Source organism: Actinoplanes subtropicus (assembly GCF_000721705.1).
In the GTDB taxonomy this organism is placed as follows: domain Bacteria; phylum Actinomycetota; class Actinomycetes; order Mycobacteriales; family Micromonosporaceae; genus Actinoplanes; species Actinoplanes subtropicus.
Genome location: NZ_JOJL01000038.1, coordinates 77,347 through 101,774, shown reverse-complemented (window position 1 = coordinate 101,774; position 24,428 = coordinate 77,347). Strand labels below are relative to the sequence as shown.

Here is a 24,428-nt window from a genome sequence, read left to right as displayed (position 1 = left end):
GGCGACTGCAGCACCAGGCACGAGCCAGACGAGCCCACTACGCCCGCCGCCTCAGCCTCGAATTCCAGCCATGATCACGAATGGCGGCTGCCGTACTAGTGCGTCCACTACCCGCGGACGGGGTTGGGCGGGGCCGTCACCGGCGTGGGGCGCCGGTGACGGCCTTGGCTCGTTCTGTCAGGTGCCGGAGCCGCGCATCGACAGGGTGCGGTCGGCGAGGGAGCCGGTCTCGTTCAGGTCCCAGCGGGTCCCGGCGGCGAAGACCGTCGGGCCGGTGGGGCTTGCGGCGGCGGCGTAGAGCAGGCCGCCGATCTGCTGCTGCGGGACGGTCTCGCTGGTGAACGCGGTGCCGTTCCAGCGCTGGACGATCGGCTGGCTCTGGCCGCTGGACGAGGAGTAGCCGACCGCCCACACCTGGTTCGGTGCCACACCTGTGACGCCGTACAGGACGTTGTTGAACGACCCGCCGGTTGGCGCGGTGGGGATTTCCGTCCAGGCCGTGCCGTTCCAGTGGTACGCCACCGGTGCCGAGTAGCCGTTCTTGGAGCCGACCGCCCACACGTCGTCGGCCGACAGGGCCGCGACCGAGTGCAGGAACGTGCCGGAGCCCGACTCGGGCATCGGGACCTGGGTCCAGGTCGTGCCGTCGTAGTGGATCGCCAGCGGGTGGCCGAGCACGCCGTGCTCGCCGCTGTTGGTGTAGTAGCCGACCGCCCAGACGTCGTTCGGCCCGCTGCCGGCGACGGCCTCCAGCGTGGTGCCGGAGGTTCCCGGATCCGGCGCGGTGACCTGTGACCAGGCGGTTCCGTTCCAGTGCAGGACCAGGCCCTCGCCGTGCAGGGAGCTGTCGTAGTACCAGCCGACCGCCCACGCGTTGCCGGCGGAGAAGGTCTTCACGCCGTACAGCTGCCGGACGTTCGTTCCCGGTTGTGGGGTGGCGACGGTCGACCAGGCGGTGCCGTTCCAGTGCATGGCGAGCGTCCCGCGGGGCATCCCGTTGACACCGGACGAGCCGTTGGCGTAGCCGACCGCCCATGCGTCGGTCGGCGAACTCGCGTCCACATCGTGCAGCTCGTTGTAGTACTGGGTGGCGTTCGGGCTGGTGACGGTCGACCAGGAGGTGCCGTTCCAGCGCTCGATCAGGGTGCGCGGGGCGGCCAGGTTGGTGTCGTACCAGCTGCCGACCGCCCACGCCGAGGTGGCCGACAGCGCGGCGCTGCCGTAGAGCTCGTTGGCGATCGTGCCGCGGTTCGGTGTGCTGAGCACGGACCAGGAGGTGGCCGCGCGGGCCGGCGCGGCGACCACCGCCACGAGCGTGACGCCCGTGACGGCGGCCAGGCCGCTCCGGAATGCCTTTCCGGACATGGCGGGATCTCTTTCTGTGCCAGGAAGCCGCGGCGCGCGCTGTGCACGCCGATCGCGAGCAGTGTGGGCCGAGCCCCTGACGTGCGGCTGAAACGGCGCTGAAGCACCGGCGGGGGGAGTGGCGTCGAGGCACCGCCCCGGTGGTCAGTTGGAGCGGGCGTCCAGGTTGGTGAAGGACACCTCGGCCGCGCCGTTCCCGCCGTTGCCGGTCACGCCCAGCTGGATGCGGCCCTTGGCCAGGTCGGGGGCGGTCACGGCGCCCTGCACCGCGTCCTGGCCGTCGATGGTCACGGCCGCGTGCTCGTCGGTGATCGTGATCACCAGGTCGTGCGGGCTCCCGGGCTGCAGCGCGGTCGACGAGCTCTTGCCCAGCGAGGTCAGCAGCACCCCGTCCAGCTCCTCCAGCTCGACCTGGTCGGCGCAGGCCGTCAGCTGGTAGCCCTTGTCGCCGAGGTAGCGGAACCAGACCATCGCGCAGGCGTTCGCGTCGGCCAGCTCGACCCGTACGGCAAGGGACTGGTTTCCGGCGAACGTGTCGTCGGGGCCGGGGCACTGCACGGTCGAGCGGCCCTTGACCCGGGCGTGCAGCTGACCGTTCTCGAACTTGCAGGCCCCGGACGCCGCGACCGTCTCCTTGAACCGGCCCGGGGCGCTGAGCGGGTCGAAGAAGGACGCGCCGCGCAGGCTCGGGGTGCCGGTCACCGTCGCGACCTTGGTCTGCGGCTGGCTTGCCGGGTTGTTCGCCGCCGGCTCGCCGTTGGTGCGGGCGTAGGCGACCGTCGCCGCGGCCACCGAGGCCACCATCACGGCGCCCACCGCCCACGCCAGGCGCCGGCCGGTCACCCGGCTCGGCGAGGCCGGCGCCCGCCGGGAGGCCGCCGCCGGCTGGGCGGCCTGCGCCCGCCGGGAGGACTGCGCCCGTCGCCGCCGTCTCGGCTCCGGCTCGGCGACCGGCAGGGGCGTGGGGATGCGCTGCGAGCCGGTGGTGGTCGGCCGTTTCGGGCCGTCGGCGATCACCTGTTCGAGCAGGTTGCGGGCGTCGAAGCGGCCGGTCGCCCGGCGCGCCTTCGGACCCGAGAGCGGTGCGTGCGGGGCGTTCACCGCGAGCAGCTGTTGCAGCAGGTCGTTGGCGGCCGGCCGGTCGGCGGGGTCCTTGGCGAACGCCTGGCGGACCAGCTCGACCAGCGAGTCGGGCACGCCGCGCAGCTCGGGGGCCTTGGTGAGGATCTGGGCGGCGGTCGCCACCGGCGTGTCGCCGAGGAACGGGTTGCGGCCGGTGCCGGCGAAGACGATGACGCCGCCCCACGCGAAGATGTCGGCCGCGGGTGTCACCGGGCCGACGTCGGGGTCGAGCCGTTCGGGCGCCATGTAGTCGACCGTGCCCACCCAGCGGCCGGGCCGGGTGTGGCTGGTGGTGGCCTCGAGGGCCCGGGCGATGCCGAAATCGATCACCTTGGGGAGGCCGAGCGAGAGCAGGACGTTGCTGGGTTTCAGGTCGCGGTGGATGACGCCGGCGCCGTGGATGGCGGTCAGCGCGGCCGCCACGCCGACCGCGACGCTGTGCAGGTCGCCGGGGGACATCGGGCCGCGCTCCTCGACCATGTCCTGCAGGCTGGGACCCTCCACGTACTCGACCACCAGGTAGGGCGTCACGTCGTCGGGATCGGCGTCGAGGACGGCGGCGGTGCAGAACGACGGGACCTGCCGGGCACGCTCCACCTCGCTGCGGAAGCGATTGCGGAACTCCCGGTTGCTGGCGTGCTCGGGCCGGATCGCCTTCACCGCGACGGGCCGGCCGTCGAGGTCGCGGCCCAGGTAGACGGTGCCCATCCCACCCTCGCCCAGGCGGGACAGCAGGCGGTACTCGCCCAGTCGTCGCGGGTCGCTGGGCCGCAGCGGGCTCGTTGTCATCGCCAGTACCCATCCCGTACGCGAAGGAAGCTCACTAAAGGTGACGGCTTCCGATCTGAACGGTCCCTGATCTTACGACCGACTGTCACGCATAGGCCCATGTGGCCGCCATTATTTTCCGGACTCTTCTGGTTACCCGCGGGTTTTGGCACATTGACGCCTGGCAATACGGAGCGTGAGCCGGGGGCGAGACATCGATGAACGTTGACATCAATACGTTTCAAAGTTACGGTCACGCTCACGTTCTCGGGCAGCGAGCGGGGGTGGTCACGATGCCTCCAAGGGGCGGCACGGCCTGGGTGATCAGGCTGTACGAGGCTGCCGACGAGGTCTTCTGGGCGGTCCGGCTGAACCTGCTGTGGCTGGCCGCCGCCCTCCTCGGCGGGGTGCTCCTGGGGGTCGGCCCGGCCACCGTCGCGGCGTACGCCGTGGCCCGCCGGCACGCCCGGGGTGAATCATTTCAGGCCGTCCCGGCGTTCGCCGCCGCCTACCGGCGGCAGTTCGTCCGGGGCACCGCCCTGCTTTTTCCGGTCCTCGGGGTAAGCGCTTGCCTGGTCGGCGACTACCTGTACTTCGCCGCTCGCGGGCCGGCGGCGACGCTGCCGCGGCTGGCCAGCCTGGCGGCGCTGGCCGCGGTGGTCGTCATCGTCGCGTACCTCCTGCCCATGGTCGTGCACTTCGATCTGCGGACGATCGCCTGTCTCCCCAGGGCGTCGCGGTTCGCCCTCGCCCGGCCGGCCTCGTCCGTGCTGCTGCTGTTCGCCTTCGTCGCGGTGCTCAAGGCGACCGCGACGTTCCCCTTCCTGGCCCTGGTGATCTCCGTCGGCGGGTGGATCCAGCTGGACACATGGCTGTGTCTGCGGTTCTTCGCCGAGAACGAGGCGCGTCTACGAGCGGAGCGGATCTCATGAAGACCAAGACCCTGGCGGCCGCGTTGGCCCTCACCACCGCCCTGAGCGTCACCGCGTGCGGTGGCGGCGAGGCGAAGGGCACCGGCGACACCATCACCATGATGGTGCGGCTGTTCGGCACGGCGCCCAGCCCGGACGGCGAGTTGCAGAAGGCTGTCGAGGCGCTGATCGGCAAGAAGTTGTCCATCACCTGGGTGCCCGACGCCGGCTACAACGACAAGGCGAACGTGACGCTGGCGTCCAACAACCTGCCGGACGTCATGGTGGTGGACGAGAAGTCGCCGTCCTTCGTGAAGACCGCCGAGGCCGGCGCCTTCTGGGATCTCACCGGCAAGCTGGACAAGTACCCGAATCTCAAGCCGCTCGACCCGCAGACCGCCAGGAACTCGATGGTCAACGGCAAGACGTACGGCATCTACCGGACCCGCCCGCTGCTCCGCTCCGCCATCTCGATCCGCAAGGACTGGCTGGCGAAGGTCGGCCTGCCGGCGCCGCAGTCGGTCCCCGACCTCTACCGGATCGCCAACGCGTTCACCGAGCAGGACCCGGACGGCGACGGCAAGAAGGACACGTACGGGCTGATCATCCCGAAATGGACCGGCAAGTACGCCACGGCCAGCCCGTACGACGTCTTCGAGACCTGGTTCGGCGCGCCCAACGGCTGGGGCCTGCGCGACGGCAGGTACGTGCCCGGCTTCGACACCCCGGAGTTCCTGGCCGCCGAGCGGGAGCTCAAGAAGTGGGTCGGCGAAGGGCTGGTCAACCCCGACTTCGCGACCCTGGACACCGGCCACTGGATGGACCCGTTCGTGCAGGGCAAGGGCGGGATCATCATCGACGTCGACGTGCGCGCCACCGCGTTGTACGACCGGTTCCGGGAGAAGAACCCGAAGGACGCCGACAAGGTCCTCATGGTCGGCAACCTGAGGCGGGCCGACGGCCAGAAGTTCTCCTCCCCGTTCACCGGCTACAACAACGTGCTGGCCGTCTCGAAGCAGCGGGTCCGCACCGAGGCGCAGCTGGATGAGCTGCTGCGGGTCCTCGACAAGCTCGAGGGCAAGGAGGGCTCGATCCTGCTCACCAACGGCATCGAGGGCCGCAACTTCAAGCTCGAGGGCGGCTACTCGGTGCCGATCGGCCTGGACGACCCGAAGGTCAAGGTCCTGCAGAACGACGTGGACAACGCCTTCATCCAGCTGGGCACCCGGTACAGCGTCAACGGCGGCTACTACCCGCTGAAGCCCGCCGACGAGGCGAAGCGCGCGCTGATCGAGCAGCGCAAGCCGATGGAGACCGAGGACCTCAAGACCGCCGTCTTCAACCCGGCGCTGGGCGTGATCGCGCCGACCGCCGTCGCGCAGGGCCCCACCCTCGACAAGATCATCCCTGACGCGCGGGTCAAGTACCTGTCCGGCGAGATCGACGAGGCCGGCCTCCAGGCCGAGATCCGGCGCTGGTACGCGGGCGGCGGCAGCAAGATCACGCAAGAGATCAACGACTTCCTCAAGTGATGGCCACCGAACTGGCTCCCCGCCAGGCGCCGGTCGAGTCCCCGCCGGCGCCCCCGGCCAGAAGAATCTGGCGACACGGCTGGCTCTACCTGATGGTGCTGCCCGGCCTGGCGTACTTCCTGATCTTCAGGTATTGGCCGATGTACGGCCTGACCATCGCGTTCAAGGACTACCTGCCGTTCCTCGGCTACTCGGGCAGCCCCTGGGTCGGGCTCAAGCACTTCGAGGAGCTGTTGACCGGCCCCGACTTCGCCCGGATCATGGTCAACACGCTGATCCTGGCGCTGCTCACGCTGCTGTTCGTCTTCCCGGCGCCGATCGTGGTGGCGGTGCTGCTCAACGAGGTGCGGCACAGCGTGCTGAAACGCTCGGTCCAGTCGCTGATCTACATCCCGCACTTCCTGTCCTGGACCATCGTGGCCTCGCTGACCTACGTGCTGTTCTCGGTGGACTACGGGGTGATCGCCCAGGCCATCCACGCCGTCGTGGGCGGCCGGCCGGTCGACTACGTGGCCCAGGAGGCGTGGTTCCGGCCGATCATCGTGCTCCAGTCGCTGTGGAAGCAGACCGGCTGGGGCACGATCGTCTACCTCGCCGCGCTGGCCGGCGTCGACACCCAGCTGTACGAGGCGGCCCGGGTGGACGGGGCCGGCCGGTGGCGGCAGTTCTGGCACATCACCCTTCCAGGAATTCGCCCGGCACTTGTCGTCATGGCCGTGCTGACCTCGGGCCAGCTGCTGGACACCGGCTTCGAGCAGATCTGGCTGATGACCACCTCGCTGAACCGGTCGGTGGCGGACGTCTTCGACACGTACGTGTATCAGGTCGGCATCACCCAGGGCGGGTACAGCTACGCCACCGCGGTCGGGCTGTTCAAGGCCGTGATCGGCGTGCTGCTCATCTTCGGCACCAACTGGCTGGCCAAGCGCCTCGGCGAGCGGGGGCTGTACTGATGGGCCGCGGCTCGAAGGTCTTCGACGTGCTGAACGCGGTCTTCCTGCTCGGGCTCGGGGCGATCACCGTGCTGCCGTTGCTCTACGTGCTCGCCGGGTCGTTCGCCAGCGAGTCGGAGATCGAGTCCCGGCACTTCTTCCTGTGGCCGGAGAAGTTCGTGACCACGACCTACGACTACATCTTTGGCACCGATACCTTCCTGCGGGCGCTGCTCACCACCGTGGCGGTGACCGCGGTCGGGACGCTGATCCAGGTGGCGCTCACGCTGACGATGGCCTACCCGCTGTCCAAGAGCTATCTACCCGGCCGGACGCTGGCTCTCAACCTGGTCATCTTCACGCTGGTGTTCAGCGGCGGCATGATCCCCACCTACCTGGTGGTGCGCGACCTCGGGCTGCTCGACAGCTACTGGGCGCTCGTCCTGCCGCTGGCGATCAACCCGTTCTATCTGATCATCGTGAAGACGTTCTTCCAGGCGCTGCCCGAGGCCCTCGAGGAGGCGGCGCGGATCGACGGCGCCGGCGACCTCACCGTCTTCCTGCGGATCGTGCTGCCGCTCTCCAAGCCGGTGATCGCGACCTTCTCGCTGTTCTACGCCGTCGCCATCTGGAACGACTACACGTCGCCGCTGCTCTACCTCTCGGACAGCCACAAGTGGACGCTGCAGATGCTGGTCCGCCAGCTCACCGCGCCGGACGCCGACTCGGCGAACGTCCTGGAGTCGCTGCAGGGCTACGCCTTCCCCGAGCAGGGCGTGAAGTTCGCGGTCATCGTGATCGCGACGGTCCCGATCCTGCTGTTCTACCCGTTCCTGCAGAAGCACTTCGCCAAGGGCGTTCTCATCGGATCGGTGAAGGAGTGACTACCACCTGGCCGGGGACCGGATCAATGCGCCGCAGTAGAGTTGCCCCACGTGACTTCTCCTACCCCGCGCTTCGATGCCGTGATGTTCGACTGCGACGGCGTGCTCGTCGACTCCGAGCCGATCACGAACGGCGTGCTGCGGAGCATGCTGATCGCGCTCGGCTGGGAGATCTCCGAGCGGGACTGCGTCGACCTGTTCGTCGGCCGGGCGCTCGCCGACGAGTGGGCGGTGATCCACCGGCACACCGGCTTCCGGATCGACGACGAGTGGCTGGCGAGCTTCCGCAGCCGGCGGAACCTCGCCCTGCGGGCCGGCCTGGTGCCGATCGCCGGCGCCGAGGAGGCGGTCAAGGCCGTGGCCGCGCTGATGGGGGAGCGGTTCGCCTGCGTGACCGGGGCCGACCGGGGCAAGGCCGAGATGCAGCTGAAGATCGCCGGCCTGGACCAGTACTTCGGCGACCGCGTCTTCAGCGGCGTGGAGATGCCCCGCAGCAAGCCCGCCCCCGACGTCTACCTCGCCGCCGCGGCCGCCCTGCGGGTCGATCCGGCCGCGGCCGTGGTGATCGAGGATTCGGTCGCCGGCGTCACCGCGGGGGTCGCCGCCGGGGCGACCGTCTACGGCTTCGCGCCCGCCGGCCCGGCCCACGCGGCGCCGGAGGTGCTGCGCGCGGCCGGCGCCACCCTCGTCTTCACCGACATGGCGGAGCTGCCGGAGCTGATCCGCGCCTGAGCCCACGCTTGCGGGACGCCGGTTCGGAGATTGCATCCACCGAGCGGCTTGCCTAGATGGCCCGGACGTGACGATCGGCGACGGACGATTGTCCGCAATCGATCGGCGAGTCGCCGTAGTCATCCGTTTTCTCTGGATCGCCGGGGGTGTCTGCGCCAAGCTGCGGGCGCCCTTTCCCGATGCGCGGTTCGGAAGGAGTCCTCGATGGGTGTCTCGAGTGGACAGACGCGGCGTCTCGAGAGTGGCCGGGGCAACGCCGGCGGCAGCCTGTACATGTCCCGGGCCGCCAATCGGTCGCAGGCCCGGCAGAGCGCCGACCGGCTGCGCCGGTTGGCCGCGGCGGGCACCCTCGCCGAGGAGGCGGCGGCCGCGCGGGGGCTGGACCGGCTGGATCTCAGCAGTGCGGCGTACGAGATGGTGTGGCCGATCGTCTTCAACCGGGTGACCCGCCGCTTCGAGCAGGTGCGGGGCCACGCCGCCTGCGCCGCCGGCGTGGGCAACCTGGCCGACGAGTGCCTGGACCGGTTCCACGACGACGTCGAGGCGGTCGTCGAAGACCTCCTCGCGCACGCCCGCCGGCCGATCCGCGACCTCGAGGCCTGGGTGGCGGCGCGGCTCGGCGCCGCCACCGTCGACGCCCACCGCCGCCGGCGCGGCCAGCGGGGGGCGTTGCAGCGGCCACGGCTGCCCGGCTGGCTGGCCGACGAGCTCGGCCGGGACCCGTGGCTGACCACGCTGGCGACGAACGTCCTGGTCTGGGTGGGCGTGGCCGACACGGCCGGCACCGAGCTGTGGCCGGTGGACTCCTGGGCCCAGGAACGCGCCCGCTGCCTCGGCGACTGGACCGGCAGCGACCCGGGGGCGGTCTCGCGCGAGATCGGGCTGGTCCTGCGGGCGATGCGGACCCGGCCCGGCTGGTACGAGTCGTTCGTCGAGCGCCCGCTCGGGACCAAGCAGGCGCCGGTGGCCGCCGCGCCGGCCGACGCCCCGCTCGTCCTCGGCGAGCCCGACGGGCACGTGGACAGCGAGCTGGCCCGGCTGGCCGGGCACGCCGTCCGGCTGATCCACAGCCGGGTCGCCGAGGGCGAGGACGCCGAGGCGGCCGTCGCCGAGGTGATCCGCAGCGTCTTCGGCGGCCTGTTCACCGGCGGCCTCGACCGCGCGCCGCACGCCGCGGCCGACCCGCTCGGCGGCGTCACGGGGGCGCTCGCCGACCGCGGCCGGCTGGACGCGATCGTGACCACGGTGTTGTCGATCATCGCCGAGGGGGACGGCCCGACGATCCGGTTACGCGGGTAGCGCCGCCTCGATCGCGCTGACCACCGAGGCGTCCTCCGGCTCGGTCCGCGGGCCGAAGCGGGTGATCGTGCCGTCCGGGCCGACCAGGAACTTCTCGAAGTTCCAGCGGATGTCGCCGGTGTAGCCCTCGGCGTCCGGCACGGTGACCAGCTCGGCGTAGAGCGGGTGCCGGTTGTCGCCGTTGACCTCGATCTTCTCGGTCAGCGGGAAGGTGACGCCGTAGGTGGCCGAGCAGAACTCGGCGATCTCGTCGGCGGTGCCCGGCTCCTGCCCGCCGAACTGGTTGCACGGGACGCCGAGCACGGTGAAGCCGCGGCCGGCGTACCGCTCCTGCAGTCGTTCGAGGCCGTTGTACTGCGGGGTGAGACCGCACTTGGAGGCCACGTTCACCACCAGGGTGGCGACGCCAGGCCGGGCGCCGAGCTCGACCGAGGGGTCGGTCCCGCCGGGGAGCGTCACGTCGAAGATCGTCATGAGCTTCAGGATAGTGTCCGCGCCGGGGCGGCCGCGGGCGCCGGCCGGGGCACGCGCAGCCGGACCGTCGTGCCCGGGCCGTCCGTGGTGACGGTCAGCGTGCCGCCGAGCATCTCGGCGCGCTCACGCATGCCGGTCAGGCCGTGGCCGGGCGTGAACCGGCCGGCCGCGCCGTGGCCGTCGTCCCGGACGACGACCTCCAGCTCCTGGCCGTGCAGACGCAGCGCCACGTCGACGGTGCGCGCGCCGGAGTGCCGGGCGGCGTTGGTGAGCGCTTCCTGCACGATCCGGTAGATCGTGGCCTCCGCGTCCGGCGGCAGCCGGGGCAGCGACGGCGCCTGGACGCGGATGTCGAGCGCGCTCGCGTCGCCGGTGTGCCGGGCGAGCTCCTCCAGCGCGGCGGAGAGCCCGAGGCTGTCCAGCGCGAGCGGGCGCATCTGCGAGATCAGCCGGCGCAGGGCCTGGATCTGGTGGCCGACGAGGTCCCGGGCCTGGGTGATCGCCGCCCCGGACCGGGGATCCCGCTCGGCGGCCGCGCCGGCCAGCAGCACGTGCACCGCGGCGAGCTCCTGCAGGGTGTCGTCGTGCAGCTCGCGCACCCAGCGGCGGCGTTCGGCCTCCTCGCCGGCCTGGCGGGAGCTCAGCTCTCGGATGCGCGCCACTTCGCGCTGGTGGGCCGCCTCGCGCAGGGCCAGCGCGGCGGTGGTGAAGAGCAGGCAGACCGGGATGAGCAGCAGCAGCACCCGGGGCGCCGAGCGCTCGGTCAGCTGCCAGAGCCCGGAGACGGCCAGCAGCGCGGACAGGCCGGCGCCGACCAGCAGCCGGGCCCGCAACGCCAGCACGCGGGCGTCCGAGCCGGGGCTGAGCACCATGGCGAGCAGGAAGGTGGCCCCGGCCCCGGCGCCGGCCCACAGTTCGGCGCGGGCGTTGGTGTCGCTCAGCTCGAGGACGGTGCTGGCGGCGAGCAGCAGGACGCCGAGCGCGGCCAGCGCCGCCGGGGCGGGTCGAGCCGGCCCGTTCATGCCAGCGGGTCGAGTCATGCGAGCAGGCCCAGGCGCTTGGCCGCCTCGACCATGCCCGCGCGGCTGTGCGTGCCGAGCCGGCCGCGCAGGCCGGCCCGTACCGCCTCCACCGTGCGCAGGCTGACGTTCAGGTGCGCGGCGGTCTCCGCGTTGGTGTAGCCGCGGGCGAGCAGCTCGAGCACCTCCTGCTCGCGCCGGGTGAGCTCGTCGAGCGCGGCGTGCCCGGCGCGGGCCAGCCGGGCGCCCAGCTCGGCGTGCAGGTATCGCGAGCCGGCCATGACGGTCTCGACCGCGCGCAGCAGCTCGTCGGCCGCGGCCTCCTTGACGAGGTAGCCGTGCGCGCCGGCGGTGAACGCGGCCCGGGCGTGGGCCAGGTCGTCGTGCATGGTGAGCACGACGACGCGCGGCGGTCCGGCCACCGCCAGCAGCTCCGGCAGGGTGTCGAGCGCGTTGCCGGAGCCGAAACTGAGATCCAGCACGATCAGGTCGGGCCGCAGGTGGCGGGCGCGGGCGCGCAGCTGTTCCAGGCTGGACGCCTCGCCGGCGATCTCGCACCGCGGGTCGGCCACCAGCAGCGCGCGCAGCCCGGCGCGGACCACCGTGTGGTCGTCCGCCAGCAGGATCCGCCAGGCACCGTCCGCCGTCATGCTGCCCAGAGTAGGTCGTGATCCGCGGCGCGTCGCTACGGGAAAACCGCACCCAAATGTGCGGACAACCCGTTGAACTGCTTGCCGCCGGAGCAGTAGGCGTCGAACTCGGCGCACCGACCCTCCCGCGCGTACGACTGCAGGCGCGGTTCCGGGCAGGCGCGCTCGGCCGCGGTCTGGTAGATCGCTGTCCATTTCCGTCGTCGCCGCAAAGATCAGACTGACGGATCGGCCAATGCGGCCATTTCCGTTTACCCTGCACGGTTCGGGGTAGTGGCGCTGAGGATGACCAGATCAACGGCGGCTCCGATTGCCGCCCTCATCGGATCGGCGTTCATGGGCAGCGTGATCATCACGCCGCTCTACCCGCTGTACCAGCGCGAGTTCGGGTTCTCCGAGATCACCCTGACCCTGGTTTACGCGGTGTACGTGGTCGGCAACCTGGCCGCCCTGCTGTTCTTCGGCCAGATCTCCGACCGGGCCGGCCGCAAGCGGGTCGCGCTGCCGGCGCTCGGCCTGGCCACCGCGGGCACGCTGCTGTTCGTGTTCGCCCAGGGCACCGCGTGGCTGTACGCCGGCCGCCTGCTGATCGGCCTGGCGGTCGGCATCCTCTCCGGCACCGGCACGGCCTGGCTGGCCGAGCTGTTCGGACCGGGCGAGCGGCGGGCCGCGACGGTGACCGCGGCGACGGCCAATCTCACCGGCATCGCCGTCGGCCCGCTGCTGGCCGGTCTGCTCGCCGAGTACGCGCCGGTCCCGCTCGTCCTGCCGTTCGTCGCGTACCTGATCGTCCTGGGCGTCGTCGCGACGGCGGTCGCCCGCGCGCCGGAAACCCGCCGGCTCGGCGAGTCGCGGTTGCGGGTCCGGCCACGGGTCGGGGTGCCCCGCGAGCGGTGGGGCGCGTTCGCCGCGCCGGCCGTGACCGCCTTCGTCAGCTTCGCCCTCGGCGGCCTCTACTTCGCGCTGATCCCGACCATCGTGACCCACGACCTGCGGGTACGGAACGTGGCCGTCAGCGGCCTCGTCGTCTTCGCCCTGGGCGTGGTGGCCGCGGTCAGCCTGGTGCTCGGCCGGCGGCTCGAGCCGGCCCGGGCGATGGCCGGCGGCCTGTTGTGCCTGCTGCCGGCGGTCGCGCTGGTGGTGCTGGCCCAGGCGGCCCGGTCGATGGGCGTGCTGCTGCTCGCCTCGGCGGTCGGCGGCGTGGCCCTGGCGCTGGGATATCGCGGCAGCCTGGAGGTGGTGAACGAGATCGCGCCCGACGACCGCCGGGCGGAGGTGGTCTCCACCTACTTCATGGCCTGCTTCATCGGCAACTCGGTGCCGGTGATCGGGGTCGGGGTGCTCTCCGCCGTGGCCGGGCCGCTGATCGCCAGCGCCGTCTTCGCGGGCACGGTGGGCGCCCTGGCGGTCGCCGCGCTCGGCTGGTCGGTGCGCCGTCCCGCCCACTCCAAGGTATAACGCACCGGGTGGCTTGCGGCAAGACCCCTGTCATACTGCAGAATCGTCCACCGAGTCCACGACCTGCGGATATGGGGATCGAATGACCGAGCGGTACGTGTTGGACCTGCACGAGGTAGACGGGGCGCAGGGGGCGATCGCCGGGGGCAAGGGCGCGAATCTGGGGGAGCTGTCGCGGTTGGACGGCGTACGCGTGCCTCCCGGGTTCTGCTTGACGACCGCGGCCTTCCGGCGGGTCGTCCCGGAGACGCCGGCGATGGAGCGGCTGTCCCGCCTGGACCCGGCCGACCGGGAGTCGATCCGCGCGCTGAGCGCCGAGATCCGCCGGACCATCGAGGGCGTCGCCATCCCTGCCGAGCTGGCGGCCGCGGTGACCGAAGCCGTGGAAGAGGACACCGCCTACGCCGTCCGGTCCAGCGCGACCGCCGAGGACCTGCCGACCGCGTCCTTCGCCGGCCAGCAGGACACGTATCTGAACGTCGTCGGCGCGGCCGCGGTCCTCGAGCACATCGCCAAGTGCTGGGCGTCGCTGTTCACGGAGCGGGCGGTCGTCTACCGGGCGCGCAACGGTATCGACCACCGGATGGTCGACATGGCTGTGGTCGTACAGCAGATGGTTGTCCCTGATGCGTCCGGCGTCCTGTTCACGGCCGACCCGGTCACCGGCAATCGGACTGTCACAACCGTGGACGCCGTCTTCGGCCTTGGCGAGGCTCTGGTTTCCGGCTTGGTCAACCCGGACGTGTACAAGGTGCGCGACGGCGAGATCCTCGACAAGAAAGTGGTCGGCGACCAGCCCGCGCTCACCGATCCACAGGTGAGGGAGCTGGTGCGACTCGGCCGCCGGATCGAGGCCCACTTCGGCCGGCCGCAGGACATCGAATGGTGTCTGGCCGGCGACGACTTCTGGGTCGTGCAGAGCCGCCCGATCACCACCCTGTACCCGATCCCCGAGGCCGCCGACGGGGAGAACCACGTCTATCTCTCCGCCGGCCACCAGCAGATGATGACCGACGCCATGAAGCCGCTGGGCCTGTCCGTGTGGCGGCTGACCGCGATGGCGACCTTCCACGAGGCCGGCGGGCGGCTGTTCGTCGACGCCACCCGGCAGCTGACCTCACCGGCCGCCCGCGCCGGCTTCCTCGCGATGGTGGGCCGCGGCGATCCGCTGTTCCGGGACGCGCTGGAGACCGTTCTCGACCGCGGCTTCATCCGGGAGGTGCCGGACGCCGCCCCGCCGCCGGCGCACGCCGCGGCCCCCTCGATCGAGACCGACCCGGCCATCGTCACCGGGCTGATCGAGCGCAGCGAGGCGTCCCTGGCGGCGCTGCGGCGCGAGATCGCCGGCAAGAGCGGGCCTGAGCTCTTCGACTTCCTGCTGGCGGCCTTCGAGGAGCACAAGCGGGTGCTCACCGACCCGCTGAGCATGCAGGCGATCATGGCGGGCATGAACGCCACCTGGTGGCTCAACGACCACCTCGAGGAGTGGCTCGGCGAGAGGAACGCGGCCGACACGCTCACCCTCTCCGCGCCGAACAACATCACCTCCGAGATGGGCCTGGCGCTGCTCGACGTCGCCGACGCGATCCGCCCGTACCCCGAGGTGGTGAAGTTCCTCGAGAGCGTCGAGGACGACGGCTTCCTGGCCGAACTGCCGCCCGCGCCGCGCGAGGCCATCCAGGTCTACCTCGACAGATACGGCATGCGCTGCGCCGGCGAGATCGACATCACCCGGCCGCGCTGGAGCGAGCGCCCCTGCACCCTCGTCCCGCTGATCCTCGACAACATCCGCCTCTTCCAGCCCGGCGAGGCCCGCCGCCGCTTCGAGAAGGGCCGCCGCGAGGCCGAGACCAAGCGCCAGGACGTCCTGGACCGCTTGCGGACCCTTCCGAACGGCGAGGACAAAGCCGATCAGACCGTACGGATGATCGACCGCCTCCGCACGTTCATCGGCTACCGGGAGTACCCGAAATACGGCATCATCGCCCGCTATTTCGTCTATAAGCAGGCCCTCCTGGCCGAGGCCGACCGCCTCGTGCAAGCCGGCGTGCTCGCCGACCGCGAGGACATCTACTACCTCACCTTCCAAGAGCTTCAAGCGGTCGTACGCCGGGGCCGGTCCGACGATCGCCTCATCCGGCAGCGCAAGGACGACTTCCGCGGTTACCAGGCCCTCACGCCACCCCGGGTCCTCACGTCCGAGGGCGAGGCCATCGCGGGCTCCTACCGGCGCGACGACGCCCCGCCCGGCGCCCTGATCGGCCTCCCGGTCTCGGCCGGCACCGTCGAGGGCCGGGCCCGGGTCATCCTCGACATGGCCGAGGCCGACCTGGAACCGGGCGACATCCTGGTCACCGCGTTCACCGACCCCAGCTGGTCACCGCTGTTCGTGGCGGTCGCCGGCCTGGTCACCGAGGTGGGCGGCCTGATGACGCACGGCGCGGTGATCGCCCGCGAGTACGGCCTGCCGGCCGTGGTCGGCGTCGCCGGCGCGACCCGGCTGATCGCCGACGGCCGGCGGATCCGGGTGCACGGCAGCGAGGGCTACGTCGAGCTGCTGTCCTAGGCCAGCGCCCGCAGGAGGCGGTCCACCTCGTCCTCGGTGTTGTAGTGGTAGATGGCGGCGCGCACCGCCCCGCCGTCGGCGCGCAGGCCGGCCGCCTCGAAGTACTCGGCCGCGTAGTAGTCGCCGTGCGAGACGCAGATGCCCTGCTCGCCGAGGGCGTGGGCGGTCTCGGCCGGGGTCTGGCCGGCGACCCGGAACGAGACCGTCGGGCAGCGGTCGGACCGCCGGCTCGCCGGAGTGGGTGGCCGGGTAGTCGACCGCCGGCTCGCCGGAGTGGGTGGCCGGGTAGTCGACCGCCGGCTCGCCGGAGAGGGTGGCCAGGTAGTCGACCGCGGCGGTCAGGCCGGCCAGCAGTTCGAAGCTCAGCGTCCCGTACTCGAACCGGTCCGGGGCCTGCTCCGGCGACGGGATCAGCTTCACCGGGCGCAGGGGCGCCCAGACGGCCGGGTCGGCGACCACGGCGGCGTAGTGCGGGCCGGACCACTTGTAGGCGCTGGTCGTGTAGAAGTCCGCGCCGAGGGCCCGCACGTCGATCGGCCGGTGTGCGGTCGCGTGCACGCCGTCCACGTACACGAAAGCCTGGAACGCGTGCGCGACGTCGGCGATCTGCCGGACCGCCGGCATGGTCCCGATGGCGTTGCTGGCCGCGGTGACCGCCACCAGCCGCGTCCGCGAGCCGATCAACTCCCGGTATTGGGCCGCCGGAAGCTCGCCGGTCGTCAGGTCGACCTCGGCCCACCGTACGGTCGCTCCGGCCGTCTCGGCGGCCTGCACCCACGGCCGGACGTTGGCGTCGTGGTCGAGCCGCGAGACCACCACCTCGTCGCCCGGTCCCCACTCCCGGGACAGGGTGCGGGCCATCAGATAGGTCAGCGCGGTGGCGCTCGGCCCGAACACCACCCCGGCCGGGTCGCCGCCCACCAGGTCCGCGACCGCCGACCGGGCCGCGGCGACGATCTCCCCGGACCGGCGGGCGGGCTCGTGGGCGCTGCCCCGGTTCGACACCGCCGTCCGCATCGCCCCGGCGATCGCGGCGATCACCGGCTCGGCCGGCTGGGTGCCGCCGGCCCCGTCGAAGTGGACGAAGCCCTCGGCGAGGGCCGGATAGTGCGACCGCACAAGGTCGACGTCAAGGATCACCCGCCGAGCCTAGGCGTTCCGGACGTGACGAAGGCGCCGGATCCCGCCCGGCGCCTTCGCCTCGCGGCAAGCCCTTGCTCAGCCGCCCGTGACGGTCAGGGTGAACGGGGCGGTGGTGCCGATCGGGTCGCTGCTGAGGGTGATCGCGCTGATGGTGATCGTGGCGGTGCCGACCGGCGTGCCCGGCGAGGTGGTCAGGAACATCGACGAGTGGCCGATGAGGAACGGCTTGGCCGGCAGGAAGTGCGCGGTGACCCCGGCGGGCAGGCCGGTCGCGCTCAACGCCACCCGGGTGCTCTCCGACTCGTGCCTCGTCCGGGTGAACGTGATCAGGGTCGTCGCCAGGCCGCCGGCCTGCACGGTGGCCGCGCTCCTGCTGAGGTTCATCGTGTATTCGGGGGCCGGTGCGGCGACCGCGGCGGCCGCCGGCGCGGCGAGAACCAGTGCCAGCGCCACCGGTGCGACGCTGCCGATCTTCCGGTACATCGGATGCCCTTCCGTCGTGCGGCGACCGCACGGCATCCGGCCCCCGCTCCTGACCGGACGATGGCACCGGCGGCTGGAGCGACCCTGACGCGGCGCTGAAATCCGGACCCGCATCCGCGGAAGGTTTTCGGAAGAAAAATGGTAGAAGAGTGAATGCGGATTCACTCATGGTGATCTTCGTGGTGGTGCGGTAGCCTTCCATTCGGTCGTCGGCCACCATTGTTTGGGCGGTGAGGGACATTGCTGGATCGGCCGCGAGTCGATATGGCTTTTCCCCGTGATCTCGGCATTCACAGCGCCGTTCCGGCCGTGGCCGGCGACGACGACCTGCCCACCTATGTGGAGCGTGACCTGGACTTCCTCCTGCACGCCAAGCTCGCCGGCAAGCTGCCGAAACGCGGGAGTTTCGTGGTCCTGGTCGGTGGCTCCTCCACCGGGAAAACGAGATCGTTGTACGAGGCGATCTACGAACTCGTGCCGAATTGGTGGCTGATCCAGCCGGCCGAGGCGGCCGATTTGCTGGAATGGAAGAATGCGCCGCCGCAGGACACGGTCTTCTGGCTCGACGAGTTGCACCATTATCTCGGCGCTCATCCACCGCTGACCGCCGAATGCGTCCGCGTGCTGGTGCGGCACGGCAATCTGGTGGTCGGCACGCTCTGGCCGGACCAGTACGCCCGGTGGACGGCCGGCCGCGACGACGTCCACGCGCTGGTGAAGAGCGCGGACGTGATACCGGTTCCGGACGCGCTGACCGCCGCGGAGCGGGCCCGGGCCGAGGACGTCGCCCGGCAGGACAGCCGGATCCACGACGCGCTGCGCTCCGGTGAGGTGGGCATGACCCAGGTCCTGGCCGGCGGGCCGCGGCTGGTGATGTGCTGGGAGCAGCCCGCCAACCCGTACGCCAAGGCGATGATCACCGCCGCGGCCGACGCGCACCGGCTCGGTGTGCAGTCGCCGCTCGGCGAGGGGCTGCTCGCCGACGCGATGTTCGGCTACCTGCAGCCGCGCCATCGGGTGCGCCCGACGGAGCACTGGCTGACCCAGGCGCTGCCGCATGCGACCGAGCCGCTCTACGGCGACGTCTCGCCGCTGGTCCCGGTCGACGACGGGCGCCCGGGCACCTGCGCCGGCTACACGATCGCCGACTACCTGGCCCAGCACGTACGCGGCCGGCGGCGCACCGAACCGGTCCCGGCCGAGGCCTGGTACGCGCTGGTGACCAGGCTGCGCCGGCGCGACGACCTGCGGCGGCTCGCCCACGCGGCGATCGCCCGGCTCCGCTTCCACTACGCCGAGATCGCGCTGGCCCGGCTCGTGACCGAGTTCGACGACGGTCGCGCGGTGGCGGATCTGGCCGACCTGCTGGTCCGTCAGGACCGGCTGGCGGAGGCGCAGCGGCTGCTCGGCGACCGGCTGGCGACACACGCGGAGGACCGCATCGCCGTCCGGAAGCTGTCCCGGGTGCAGGAGCTCCGACAGCGCGTGGAGCTCGTGCGCCCGGCCGGCCGGGCGCACGAGATGTCCGCGGAGGTCGCCGAGATCCTGGCCGACGGCGGCGTCTGCGACGGCCTGCGGCAGGAGGCGGACGCCGGCGACGCGATCGCGGCCGACCGGCTCGTGGAGATCCTGTTCGACCGGGGATGCGTGCGGGAGCTGCGCTCCCGGGCGGAGCGGGGCGAGCTGCGGTCCGCGGAGGCGCTGGCCGACCTGTACGCCGGCTGGGGCGAGATCGATCTGCTGCGGGCCCGCGCCGACGCCGGGGACAAGGCGGCCGAGCTGCGCCTGGCGAAGCTGCAACGGGACGCCGACCGGGGCGCGGCGCCCGAGTACGAGATCGGCGCCCTGCGCAAGGCGGTCGACGAGGGCGACCCCGAGGCGCCCGGAAAGCTCTGCTCGCTCCTGTTCGACCTGCGCGACGAGCCGAACCTCCGGGCGGAGCTGGACGCCGGGACGGCCGGCGCCGCCGAGCGACTGCTGGCCCTCTACACCGCGCAGGACAATCCGTCGCTTGTCCGGCTGCGGGCCTTCGGCCTGACCGCGGACGGCCGGCTCCACACCCCGTAGACGAAAGGGACCCTTCATGGCCGCCGAGCTGACCTCCGCCGACTACGCATACCTGATCATCCTGAAGGCCGAGGACCGCGAGATCTCCAATACCGAGATGGCCGAGCTGTACGGCGTACGGCTGAGGAATCCGGAGCTCAAGAGACTCGCCGGCTACGTCGTCTCCACGACCAGGGGCAGCACCTTCTGGCACGTCATCACCGACAGGGGCGTCCGGGCTCTCGACCACGAGCTGACCCTGGAGCAGGGCCGCGTGCCGGAGGGGAAGAGGCGCACGGCCAAGGAGGGCGACCTGTACTGGGCCGCCATGCTGGCAATGCACAAGCTCCTGCGCCGCCCGCCGGGCAAAAAGGTCGTCCCCCCGCCGATGGACCTCGCCGACCGGGTCCGGGCCGCCTACGCGGAGCTGGCGGAAACGCCCGGGACGTGGGTCAAGCTGGCCAACCTGCGGGCGCAGCTCGCCGACCTGTCCACGGCGGAACTCGACAAGACCCTGGAGCAGATGCTCGACTCGCCGGATGTCCAGCTCGAACCGGAGGCGCTCGACCGCCGGATCGGTCCGGAGGAGCGCCGCGCCGCCGTCCACATCGGCGGTGAGGACCGGCACAAGCTGGCGATCGGCGTGCGATGAACGAGCAGCAGCGCGCCGCGCTCGCGGCGCTCCGGCTGAGCTGGGTGCAGGCACCCGACGATGTCTGGCGGCGGTCGCCCTACCATGTCGACGGCCTGCACGAATCCGCCCTGCGGGACGTGCGGGACGGCATCGCCGAGGCGGCCGCCAGCCCCGACGCCAGCCCGATCGGCCTCGTCCTGGAGGGCCGGCAGGGCTCGGGCAAGACGCATCTGCTGGGCCTGGTGCGTGAACAGGTGCAGCAGCAGGGCGGCTACTTCTTCCTCGTCGGGCTGCTCGGCAACGGGGACTTCTGGGACGGCCTGCTCGTCTTTCTGCTGGACGGCCTGGCGCGCGAGACGTCGGACGGGGAGACCCAACTGCGGTTGCTGCTCCGCCGGTTGGCCTCGCGGATCGGCGCCCCGCGCGCCGACCGGCGTGCGGTGATCGGCGAGACCGACCTGACGGAGGCCGCGCTGAGCTCCTTTGTGAGCGGACTGGGGGCCTACAACGAGCGAGTCGCCCGCCAATGCCGCAGCACGCTGCGCGCCCTCGCCCTGCGTGCCTCGGCGGACGAAGGGCATCAGGACATCGCCGAAAGCTACTTCGCCGGAGCCGGGGAGGCGGTCCCGGGCGAGCGGCAATCGTGGAAGATCAGCGCCCGGGCGCGGGAGACCCCGGAGCTCGTCCGCGAGATCTCCTCGCTGCTCGCGCTGACCGGCCCCTCGGTCATCGCCTTCGATCAGATCGACACGGCCGTCGCGCAGGCTGCCGTACAGGCGGACCTGGCGAAGATGTCCGTCGGTGAGGCGAACGTGCGGCAAGCGGCTCTGGTCGCCGATCTCGCGCACGGCGTCAGCGATCTGCGGGACCTGACCCAGCGGACGCTGCTGGTCATCGCCACCCTGTCCGCGACGTGGGACCTGGTCGTGGAGAACGCGCCCGCCTCGCTCGATCCGCGATTCCGCCGCCGCTTCGCCCTGCAGGGCATCCGGGATGTGCGGATCGCTCGCGAGATCATCGCCAGGCGCTTCGCGCCTCGCTTCGCGGCGACCGGGTTCACCCCGGATTACGCTACCTGGCCCATTCTTGAGGATGCGTTCCAGGAAGCTCTCAACTACACGCCCCGTAGTTTGATCATGGCGGTGGATCGGCACATCCGCGCCTGCCTGATCCGCGGCGAGGCGCGGCAGCTTACCCGCCTGGCCGACGTGCCGAGCGAGAAAGAGCTGGCCGGGGCGCCGCCCGTGCCGCTGCCGCAGGTCGCCGACGAGGAGATGGCGCGGATCGAGGCGCGGTTCGAGGAGCTCAAGCGGGATGCGAACGTGACGTTGCCCTTGGAGGGTGACACCGAGGACAGTACGTTTCCGGGGCTGTTGGCGGCGGGGCTGCAGGCGTGGATCGCCGAGCGTGGCGACGGCGGCCGGCGGTTCGGTATCGACCCGCCGCCGAGTTCCAAGCCGGACCTGCACGCCCGCCTCCGCCGCGACCTGGACGAGCGCTCCGAGGAGGAGCGGGAGCACTCGCCCGACCAGTCCCGCACCGAGGACCAGGTGCACTGGGCGTTCCGGGCGATCAGCGACACCCACCACGGGGTGGCCGCGCTGCACCGGATCCGCCGTGCCCGTACGGCGGCCGGGCTCACCGCCGAGGTCACCAAGCGGAAGCTCTTCCTGCTGCGCAACGGCGACTGGAGCCAGTCGGCCAAGACCCAGGAGGTCGTCGAGCAGCTCAAGCGCGACGGCGGCGTCACCCTTCCGGTCGACGAGTCCGACCTGCGGATCCTCGACGCCCTGGACAAACTGCGGACGGAGAACCCGGCGAGCCTGCAGGCATGGCTGCTCCGGTACCGGCCCACCGAGCAGATCCGGATCTTCAAGGAGGCCCTCGCCGACGCCGACACGTGGACCGGGGAGGAGGTGCGACGGCCGGACACCCCGCCGACCGAGCGGGGCGAGAGCTTCACCATCGGCACGGGCGTCGCGGACGGCGTACCCGTCTCGCTCTCGCTCGAAGCGCTACGCAAGCACGCGGCGATCTTCGCCGCCAGCGGCTCGGGCAAGACCGTGCTCCTGCGCCGCCTCATCGAGGAGTGTGCGCTGCGGGGCGTGTCGGTGATCGTCCTGGACCCCAACAACGACCTGGCGCGCCTCGGCGATCCGTGGCCGGAGCCGCCGACCGGCTGGGGCCCGGGCGACGCCGAGCGGGCCGCCCGGTATCTGGCCGGGACCGAGGTCGTGACGTGGACGCCGCGCCGCGAGTCCGGCCGGCCGCTGAGTTTCCAGCCGCTGCCCGATTTCGCGAGCGTGCGGGACGACCCCGACGAGTTGGGCGCGGCGGTCGAGGCGGCGGTGACCGCCCTCGCACCGCGGGCCAACCTGATCGGCCGTACGGAACGAGTGAATTTGAGGTTGGCGGTTTTGCGGAAGGCCGTCGAGCACTTCGCGCGGCGGGGCGGCAGCGACGTCCGCGGCCTGATCGGGCTGCTGTCCGACCTGCCGGACGGGGTCAGCGAGCTGGCCGACGCCCAGAAGATCGCCGCGGGCCTGGGGCAGACGCTCACCGCCTCGATGGACAACGACCCGCTGTTCGGCGGGGCCGGCGCCGCCGCGGACCCCGGCACGCTGCTGACGCCGTCGGCCGGTAAGCGGGCTCGCATCTCCGTGATCAGCCTCATCGGGTTGCCCGGCGACGAGGCGCGGCAGAGCTTCGTGAACCAGCTGCAGATGGGGCTCTTCGCCTGGATCAAACGGCACCCGGCCACCGACCGTCCACTGCTGGGCCTGCTGGTCATGGACGAGGCGCAGACCCTCGCGCCCTCCGGGGCGATGACCGCGTGCACGCAGAGCACCCTCGCCCTCGCCTCGCAGGCGCGGAAGTACGGCCTCGGACTGATCTTCGCCACGCAGTCGCCGAAGGGCCTGCACAATCGCATCCCCGGCAACGCGGCCACGCACGTCTTCGGGCGGATCACCGCGCCGGTGCAGATCGAGGCCGCCCGGGAGATGGCGAAGGTCAAGGGCGGCGACGTGCCGGACATCGGGAACCTCACCGCGGGCGACTTCTACATCGCGCTCGAGGGCGAGGCGCCGTGCCGGGCCCGGACGCCGATGTGCCTGAGCCACCACCCGAGCAGCCCGCTGACCGACGAGGAGGTCATGGCGCGCGCCCGGGCGTGAAGTGGGGTCGCACCAGGCCGGCGAGGTCGGCGCGGCCGATCCCGTCGAGCGCGCCCGGTAGGTCGGCGAGCCGGTCCCGGGTCTCCAGCCAGGTCCACACCCCGTGCGCCTCGTCGCCGGCGCGGAAGCGGCGTACCTCCCACGCCGGGATGCCGAGGTGATCGGCCAGGTCCTGCCAGTCGTACGTGAGCCGGCGCAGGACCTGCACCTTCACCGGGCCGGGCACGACGCCGCCGGCCGGCCGGGGCGGTGGCGGCGCGGCGCCGGGGGTCAGCAGGAGTTCGAGCAGGGCGAGGAGCACCTCGGCCGAGGCCCGGGCGGCGAACGCCTTGAACCGGTCGTCCTTCTCCAGGTCCGCGTGGTCCATCACGCCCTTGGCGACCAGCCAGTGCGGCACCCGCCGTTCGGACGCGACCGTGGCGATGGTCGCCGCCTCCATGTCCAGCGCCAGGATCTTGCGCTGGTTGACCTCGAGGCGGTTCCAGGTCTCCGGATCCGCCATCACCGCGCCGCCGCTGGCCATCGGCCCGGGCCGCACCACGAACGGCAGGCGGTCCGGGCCGTCCACGTCGACGTAGAGGGTGCGCTCGATGAACGTACGGCCGGTCCCGGTCAACGCCAGAGCGCCGTCGCGCCAGGCGATCAGTCCCTCGCCCTCCCACTGTCCCAACCGTGCAGGCCAGGTCGTACGCGGGAAATAGCGCTCGCGAGCCGGATGCTTGCGCGGGTCCTGACCCCTCAGCAGCCGCTCCAGATACCAGACCTTGGCCTCCTCGTCGTCGGCGGTGCCGTGACTCGGCAGGCCCGACGGGTCGAACTCCTGCACCGTCCGCACCCATCGGCTGTCCAGCGGAAACTGCTGGTTGTCGGGGTGAAAGGCGGCGCCCACGTACTTGCCCTCGTCCCACTGGTAGGCCGGCGCGGCGACGATGACGTCCCCGGGCGCGACGGCGCCTGGCCGGCCCGCGCACACCCCGCTCATCGCCAGGCAGGTCGGCCGCAGCCGGTCGGTGAGCGCGAGGGCGATCGGCGCGGTGCTGCGCCCGCCCATCGCGGTCGGCCGCGCCAGCGCCACCGACGGCCCCCGGCCGGCGGCGGTGGCGAACGGCTGTGATCCGCCGGTGCCGTGGTCGGTCCACGCCGACGGCCCGAGCAGGCCCTTCACGGCGTCGTACTCCTCGGGCAGCGCCGTGATGATCAGAACATCGACGTGGGTCACCTGGCTATCGTGCCC

The 24,428-nt window shown here is 71.8% G+C and carries 18 protein-coding genes and 1 pseudogene; 11 read left to right on the top strand and 8 right to left on the bottom strand.

Features of this window, described 5'->3' with window-relative positions:
• Window positions 1–177 precede the first annotated feature (177 nt).
• The gene (locus tag IH26_RS0141690) at window positions 178–1,365 is read right to left on the bottom strand and encodes a beta propeller repeat protein (protein ID WP_030441819.1); all 1,188 of its coding nucleotides are present in this window, start codon (window positions 1,363–1,365) and stop codon (window positions 178–180) included.
• Between the two features lie 144 nt (window positions 1,366–1,509).
• Window positions 1,510–3,276, bottom strand: coding sequence for a serine/threonine-protein kinase (locus IH26_RS62400; RefSeq protein WP_034217084.1), 1,767 nt, complete (start codon window positions 3,274–3,276; stop codon window positions 1,510–1,512).
• 272 nt (window positions 3,277–3,548) lie between these two features.
• On the opposite strand from IH26_RS62400, the gene IH26_RS0141680 reads away from it, so the two are divergent.
• The 6 genes from IH26_RS0141680 to IH26_RS0141655 all read left to right on the top strand — a co-directional run bounded on the left by IH26_RS0141680 (window position 3,549) and on the right by IH26_RS0141655 (window position 9,545).
• The gene (locus IH26_RS0141680) at window positions 3,549–4,187 is read left to right on the top strand and encodes a DUF624 domain-containing protein (protein ID WP_084599553.1); all 639 of its coding nucleotides are present in this window, start codon (window positions 3,549–3,551) and stop codon (window positions 4,185–4,187) included.
• Complete coding sequence (locus IH26_RS0141675) at window positions 4,184–5,698, top strand: extracellular solute-binding protein (protein ID WP_030441816.1); 1,515 nt, start codon at window positions 4,184–4,186, stop codon at window positions 5,696–5,698. Before IH26_RS0141680 ends, IH26_RS0141675 begins: the two co-directional genes overlap by 4 nt.
• The gene (locus IH26_RS0141670) at window positions 5,698–6,651 is read left to right on the top strand and encodes an ABC transporter permease (protein WP_030441815.1); all 954 of its coding nucleotides are present in this window, start codon (window positions 5,698–5,700) and stop codon (window positions 6,649–6,651) included. Before IH26_RS0141675 ends, IH26_RS0141670 begins: the two co-directional genes overlap by 1 nt.
• Window positions 6,651–7,514, top strand: a complete 864-nt coding sequence (locus tag IH26_RS0141665) for a carbohydrate ABC transporter permease (protein ID WP_030441814.1) — start codon at window positions 6,651–6,653, stop codon at window positions 7,512–7,514. Before IH26_RS0141670 ends, IH26_RS0141665 begins: the two co-directional genes overlap by 1 nt.
• A gap of 51 nt (window positions 7,515–7,565) precedes the next feature.
• Window positions 7,566–8,246 carry an HAD family hydrolase gene (locus IH26_RS0141660; RefSeq protein ID WP_245665919.1) on the top strand — a complete coding sequence of 227 codons (681 nt, stop codon included), beginning with the start codon at window positions 7,566–7,568 and terminating at the stop codon, window positions 8,244–8,246.
• A 204-nt stretch (window positions 8,247–8,450) separates the two neighbouring features.
• Window positions 8,451–9,545 carry a hypothetical protein gene (locus tag IH26_RS0141655; RefSeq protein ID WP_084599551.1) on the top strand — a complete coding sequence of 365 codons (1,095 nt, stop codon included), beginning with the start codon at window positions 8,451–8,453 and terminating at the stop codon, window positions 9,543–9,545.
• On the opposite strand, the gene IH26_RS0141650 is transcribed toward IH26_RS0141655, so the two are convergent.
• The 3 genes from IH26_RS0141650 to IH26_RS0141640 are packed head-to-tail and all read right to left on the bottom strand — an operon-like array spanning window position 9,534 to window position 11,688.
• The gene (locus tag IH26_RS0141650; protein WP_030441811.1) at window positions 9,534–10,019 is read right to left on the bottom strand and encodes a glutathione peroxidase; all 486 of its coding nucleotides are present in this window, start codon (window positions 10,017–10,019) and stop codon (window positions 9,534–9,536) included. The genes IH26_RS0141655 and IH26_RS0141650 overlap by 12 nt on opposite strands.
• A gap of 5 nt (window positions 10,020–10,024) precedes the next feature.
• On the bottom strand, window positions 10,025–11,059 hold the full coding sequence (locus tag IH26_RS56615; protein ID WP_084599549.1) for a sensor histidine kinase: 1,035 nt from the start codon (window positions 11,057–11,059) through the stop codon (window positions 10,025–10,027).
• Window positions 11,056–11,688 carry a response regulator transcription factor gene (locus IH26_RS0141640; RefSeq protein WP_030441809.1) on the bottom strand — a complete coding sequence of 211 codons (633 nt, stop codon included), beginning with the start codon at window positions 11,686–11,688 and terminating at the stop codon, window positions 11,056–11,058. The genes IH26_RS56615 and IH26_RS0141640 overlap by 4 nt, the downstream gene beginning before the upstream one ends.
• 285 nt (window positions 11,689–11,973) lie before the next feature.
• Between IH26_RS0141640 and IH26_RS0141635 the strand changes: the two genes are divergently transcribed.
• Together IH26_RS0141635 and rph are read left to right on the top strand one after the other, a co-directional pair.
• Window positions 11,974–13,146, top strand: a complete 1,173-nt coding sequence (locus IH26_RS0141635) for an MFS transporter (protein WP_030441808.1) — start codon at window positions 11,974–11,976, stop codon at window positions 13,144–13,146.
• 82 nt (window positions 13,147–13,228) lie between these two features.
• A complete protein-coding gene (gene rph / locus IH26_RS0141630) occupies window positions 13,229–15,712 on the top strand; it encodes a rifamycin-inactivating phosphotransferase (protein WP_030441807.1) in 2,484 nt (827 codons plus the stop codon).
• On the opposite strand, the pseudogene IH26_RS58870 reads toward rph, so the two are convergent.
• Window positions 15,709–16,852 (bottom strand): annotated as a pseudogene (locus IH26_RS58870) (aminotransferase class V-fold PLP-dependent enzyme). The gene rph and the pseudogene IH26_RS58870 sit on opposite strands and share 4 nt — an antisense overlap.
• Before the next feature lie 78 nt (window positions 16,853–16,930).
• Window positions 16,931–17,338 carry a hypothetical protein gene (locus tag IH26_RS0141620; RefSeq protein WP_030441805.1) on the bottom strand — a complete coding sequence of 136 codons (408 nt, stop codon included), beginning with the start codon at window positions 17,336–17,338 and terminating at the stop codon, window positions 16,931–16,933.
• Window positions 17,339–17,602: 264 nt separating this feature from the next.
• Here IH26_RS0141620 and IH26_RS56610 point away from each other — a divergent pair, with 264 nt between their 5' ends.
• From IH26_RS56610 to IH26_RS0141605, 3 genes are read left to right on the top strand one after another with little or no spacing between them, the layout of a single operon-like run.
• A complete protein-coding gene (locus IH26_RS56610; protein WP_157437639.1) occupies window positions 17,603–19,405 on the top strand; it encodes a hypothetical protein in 1,803 nt (600 codons plus the stop codon).
• Window positions 19,406–19,421: 16 nt separating this feature from the next.
• Window positions 19,422–20,036, top strand: a complete 615-nt coding sequence (locus tag IH26_RS0141610) for a hypothetical protein (protein ID WP_030441803.1) — start codon at window positions 19,422–19,424, stop codon at window positions 20,034–20,036.
• Window positions 20,033–23,194 carry an ATP-binding protein gene (locus IH26_RS0141605; protein ID WP_030441802.1) on the top strand — a complete coding sequence of 1,054 codons (3,162 nt, stop codon included), beginning with the start codon at window positions 20,033–20,035 and terminating at the stop codon, window positions 23,192–23,194. The genes IH26_RS0141610 and IH26_RS0141605 overlap by 4 nt, the downstream gene beginning before the upstream one ends.
• Here the strand turns inward: IH26_RS0141605 and IH26_RS0141600 are convergent.
• Window positions 23,172–24,413, bottom strand: coding sequence for a phosphorylase family protein (locus IH26_RS0141600; RefSeq protein WP_051809451.1), 1,242 nt, complete (start codon window positions 24,411–24,413; stop codon window positions 23,172–23,174). The genes IH26_RS0141605 and IH26_RS0141600 overlap by 23 nt on opposite strands.
• Window positions 24,414–24,428: the final 15 nt, after the last annotated feature.

Excerpts from the sequence above, each read along its gene's own strand:
- IH26_RS0141690 (WP_030441819.1), bottom strand. The coding sequence starts at position 1,365 with ATGTCCGGAAAGGCATTCCGGAGCGGCCTGGCCGCCGTCACGGGCGTC.
- IH26_RS62400 (WP_034217084.1), bottom strand. The coding sequence starts at position 3,276 with ATGACAACGAGCCCGCTGCGGCCCAGCGACCCGCGACGACTGGGCGAG.
- IH26_RS0141680 (WP_084599553.1), top strand. The coding sequence starts at position 3,549 with ATGCCTCCAAGGGGCGGCACGGCCTGGGTGATCAGGCTGTACGAGGCT.
- IH26_RS0141675 (WP_030441816.1), top strand. The coding sequence starts at position 4,184 with ATGAAGACCAAGACCCTGGCGGCCGCGTTGGCCCTCACCACCGCCCTG.
- IH26_RS0141670 (WP_030441815.1), top strand. The coding sequence starts at position 5,698 with ATGGCCACCGAACTGGCTCCCCGCCAGGCGCCGGTCGAGTCCCCGCCG.
- IH26_RS0141665 (WP_030441814.1), top strand. The coding sequence starts at position 6,651 with ATGGGCCGCGGCTCGAAGGTCTTCGACGTGCTGAACGCGGTCTTCCTG.
- IH26_RS0141655 (WP_084599551.1), top strand. The coding sequence starts at position 8,451 with ATGGGTGTCTCGAGTGGACAGACGCGGCGTCTCGAGAGTGGCCGGGGC.
- IH26_RS0141650 (WP_030441811.1), bottom strand. The coding sequence starts at position 10,019 with ATGACGATCTTCGACGTGACGCTCCCCGGCGGGACCGACCCCTCGGTC.
- IH26_RS56615 (WP_084599549.1), bottom strand. The coding sequence starts at position 11,059 with ATGACTCGACCCGCTGGCATGAACGGGCCGGCTCGACCCGCCCCGGCG.
- IH26_RS0141640 (WP_030441809.1), bottom strand. The coding sequence starts at position 11,688 with ATGACGGCGGACGGTGCCTGGCGGATCCTGCTGGCGGACGACCACACG.
- IH26_RS0141635 (WP_030441808.1), top strand. The coding sequence starts at position 11,974 with ATGACCAGATCAACGGCGGCTCCGATTGCCGCCCTCATCGGATCGGCG.
- rph (WP_030441807.1), top strand. The coding sequence starts at position 13,229 with ATGACCGAGCGGTACGTGTTGGACCTGCACGAGGTAGACGGGGCGCAG.
- IH26_RS0141620 (WP_030441805.1), bottom strand. The coding sequence starts at position 17,338 with ATGTACCGGAAGATCGGCAGCGTCGCACCGGTGGCGCTGGCACTGGTT.
- IH26_RS56610 (WP_157437639.1), top strand. The coding sequence starts at position 17,603 with ATGGCTTTTCCCCGTGATCTCGGCATTCACAGCGCCGTTCCGGCCGTG.
- IH26_RS0141610 (WP_030441803.1), top strand. The coding sequence starts at position 19,422 with ATGGCCGCCGAGCTGACCTCCGCCGACTACGCATACCTGATCATCCTG.
- IH26_RS0141605 (WP_030441802.1), top strand. The coding sequence starts at position 20,033 with ATGAACGAGCAGCAGCGCGCCGCGCTCGCGGCGCTCCGGCTGAGCTGG.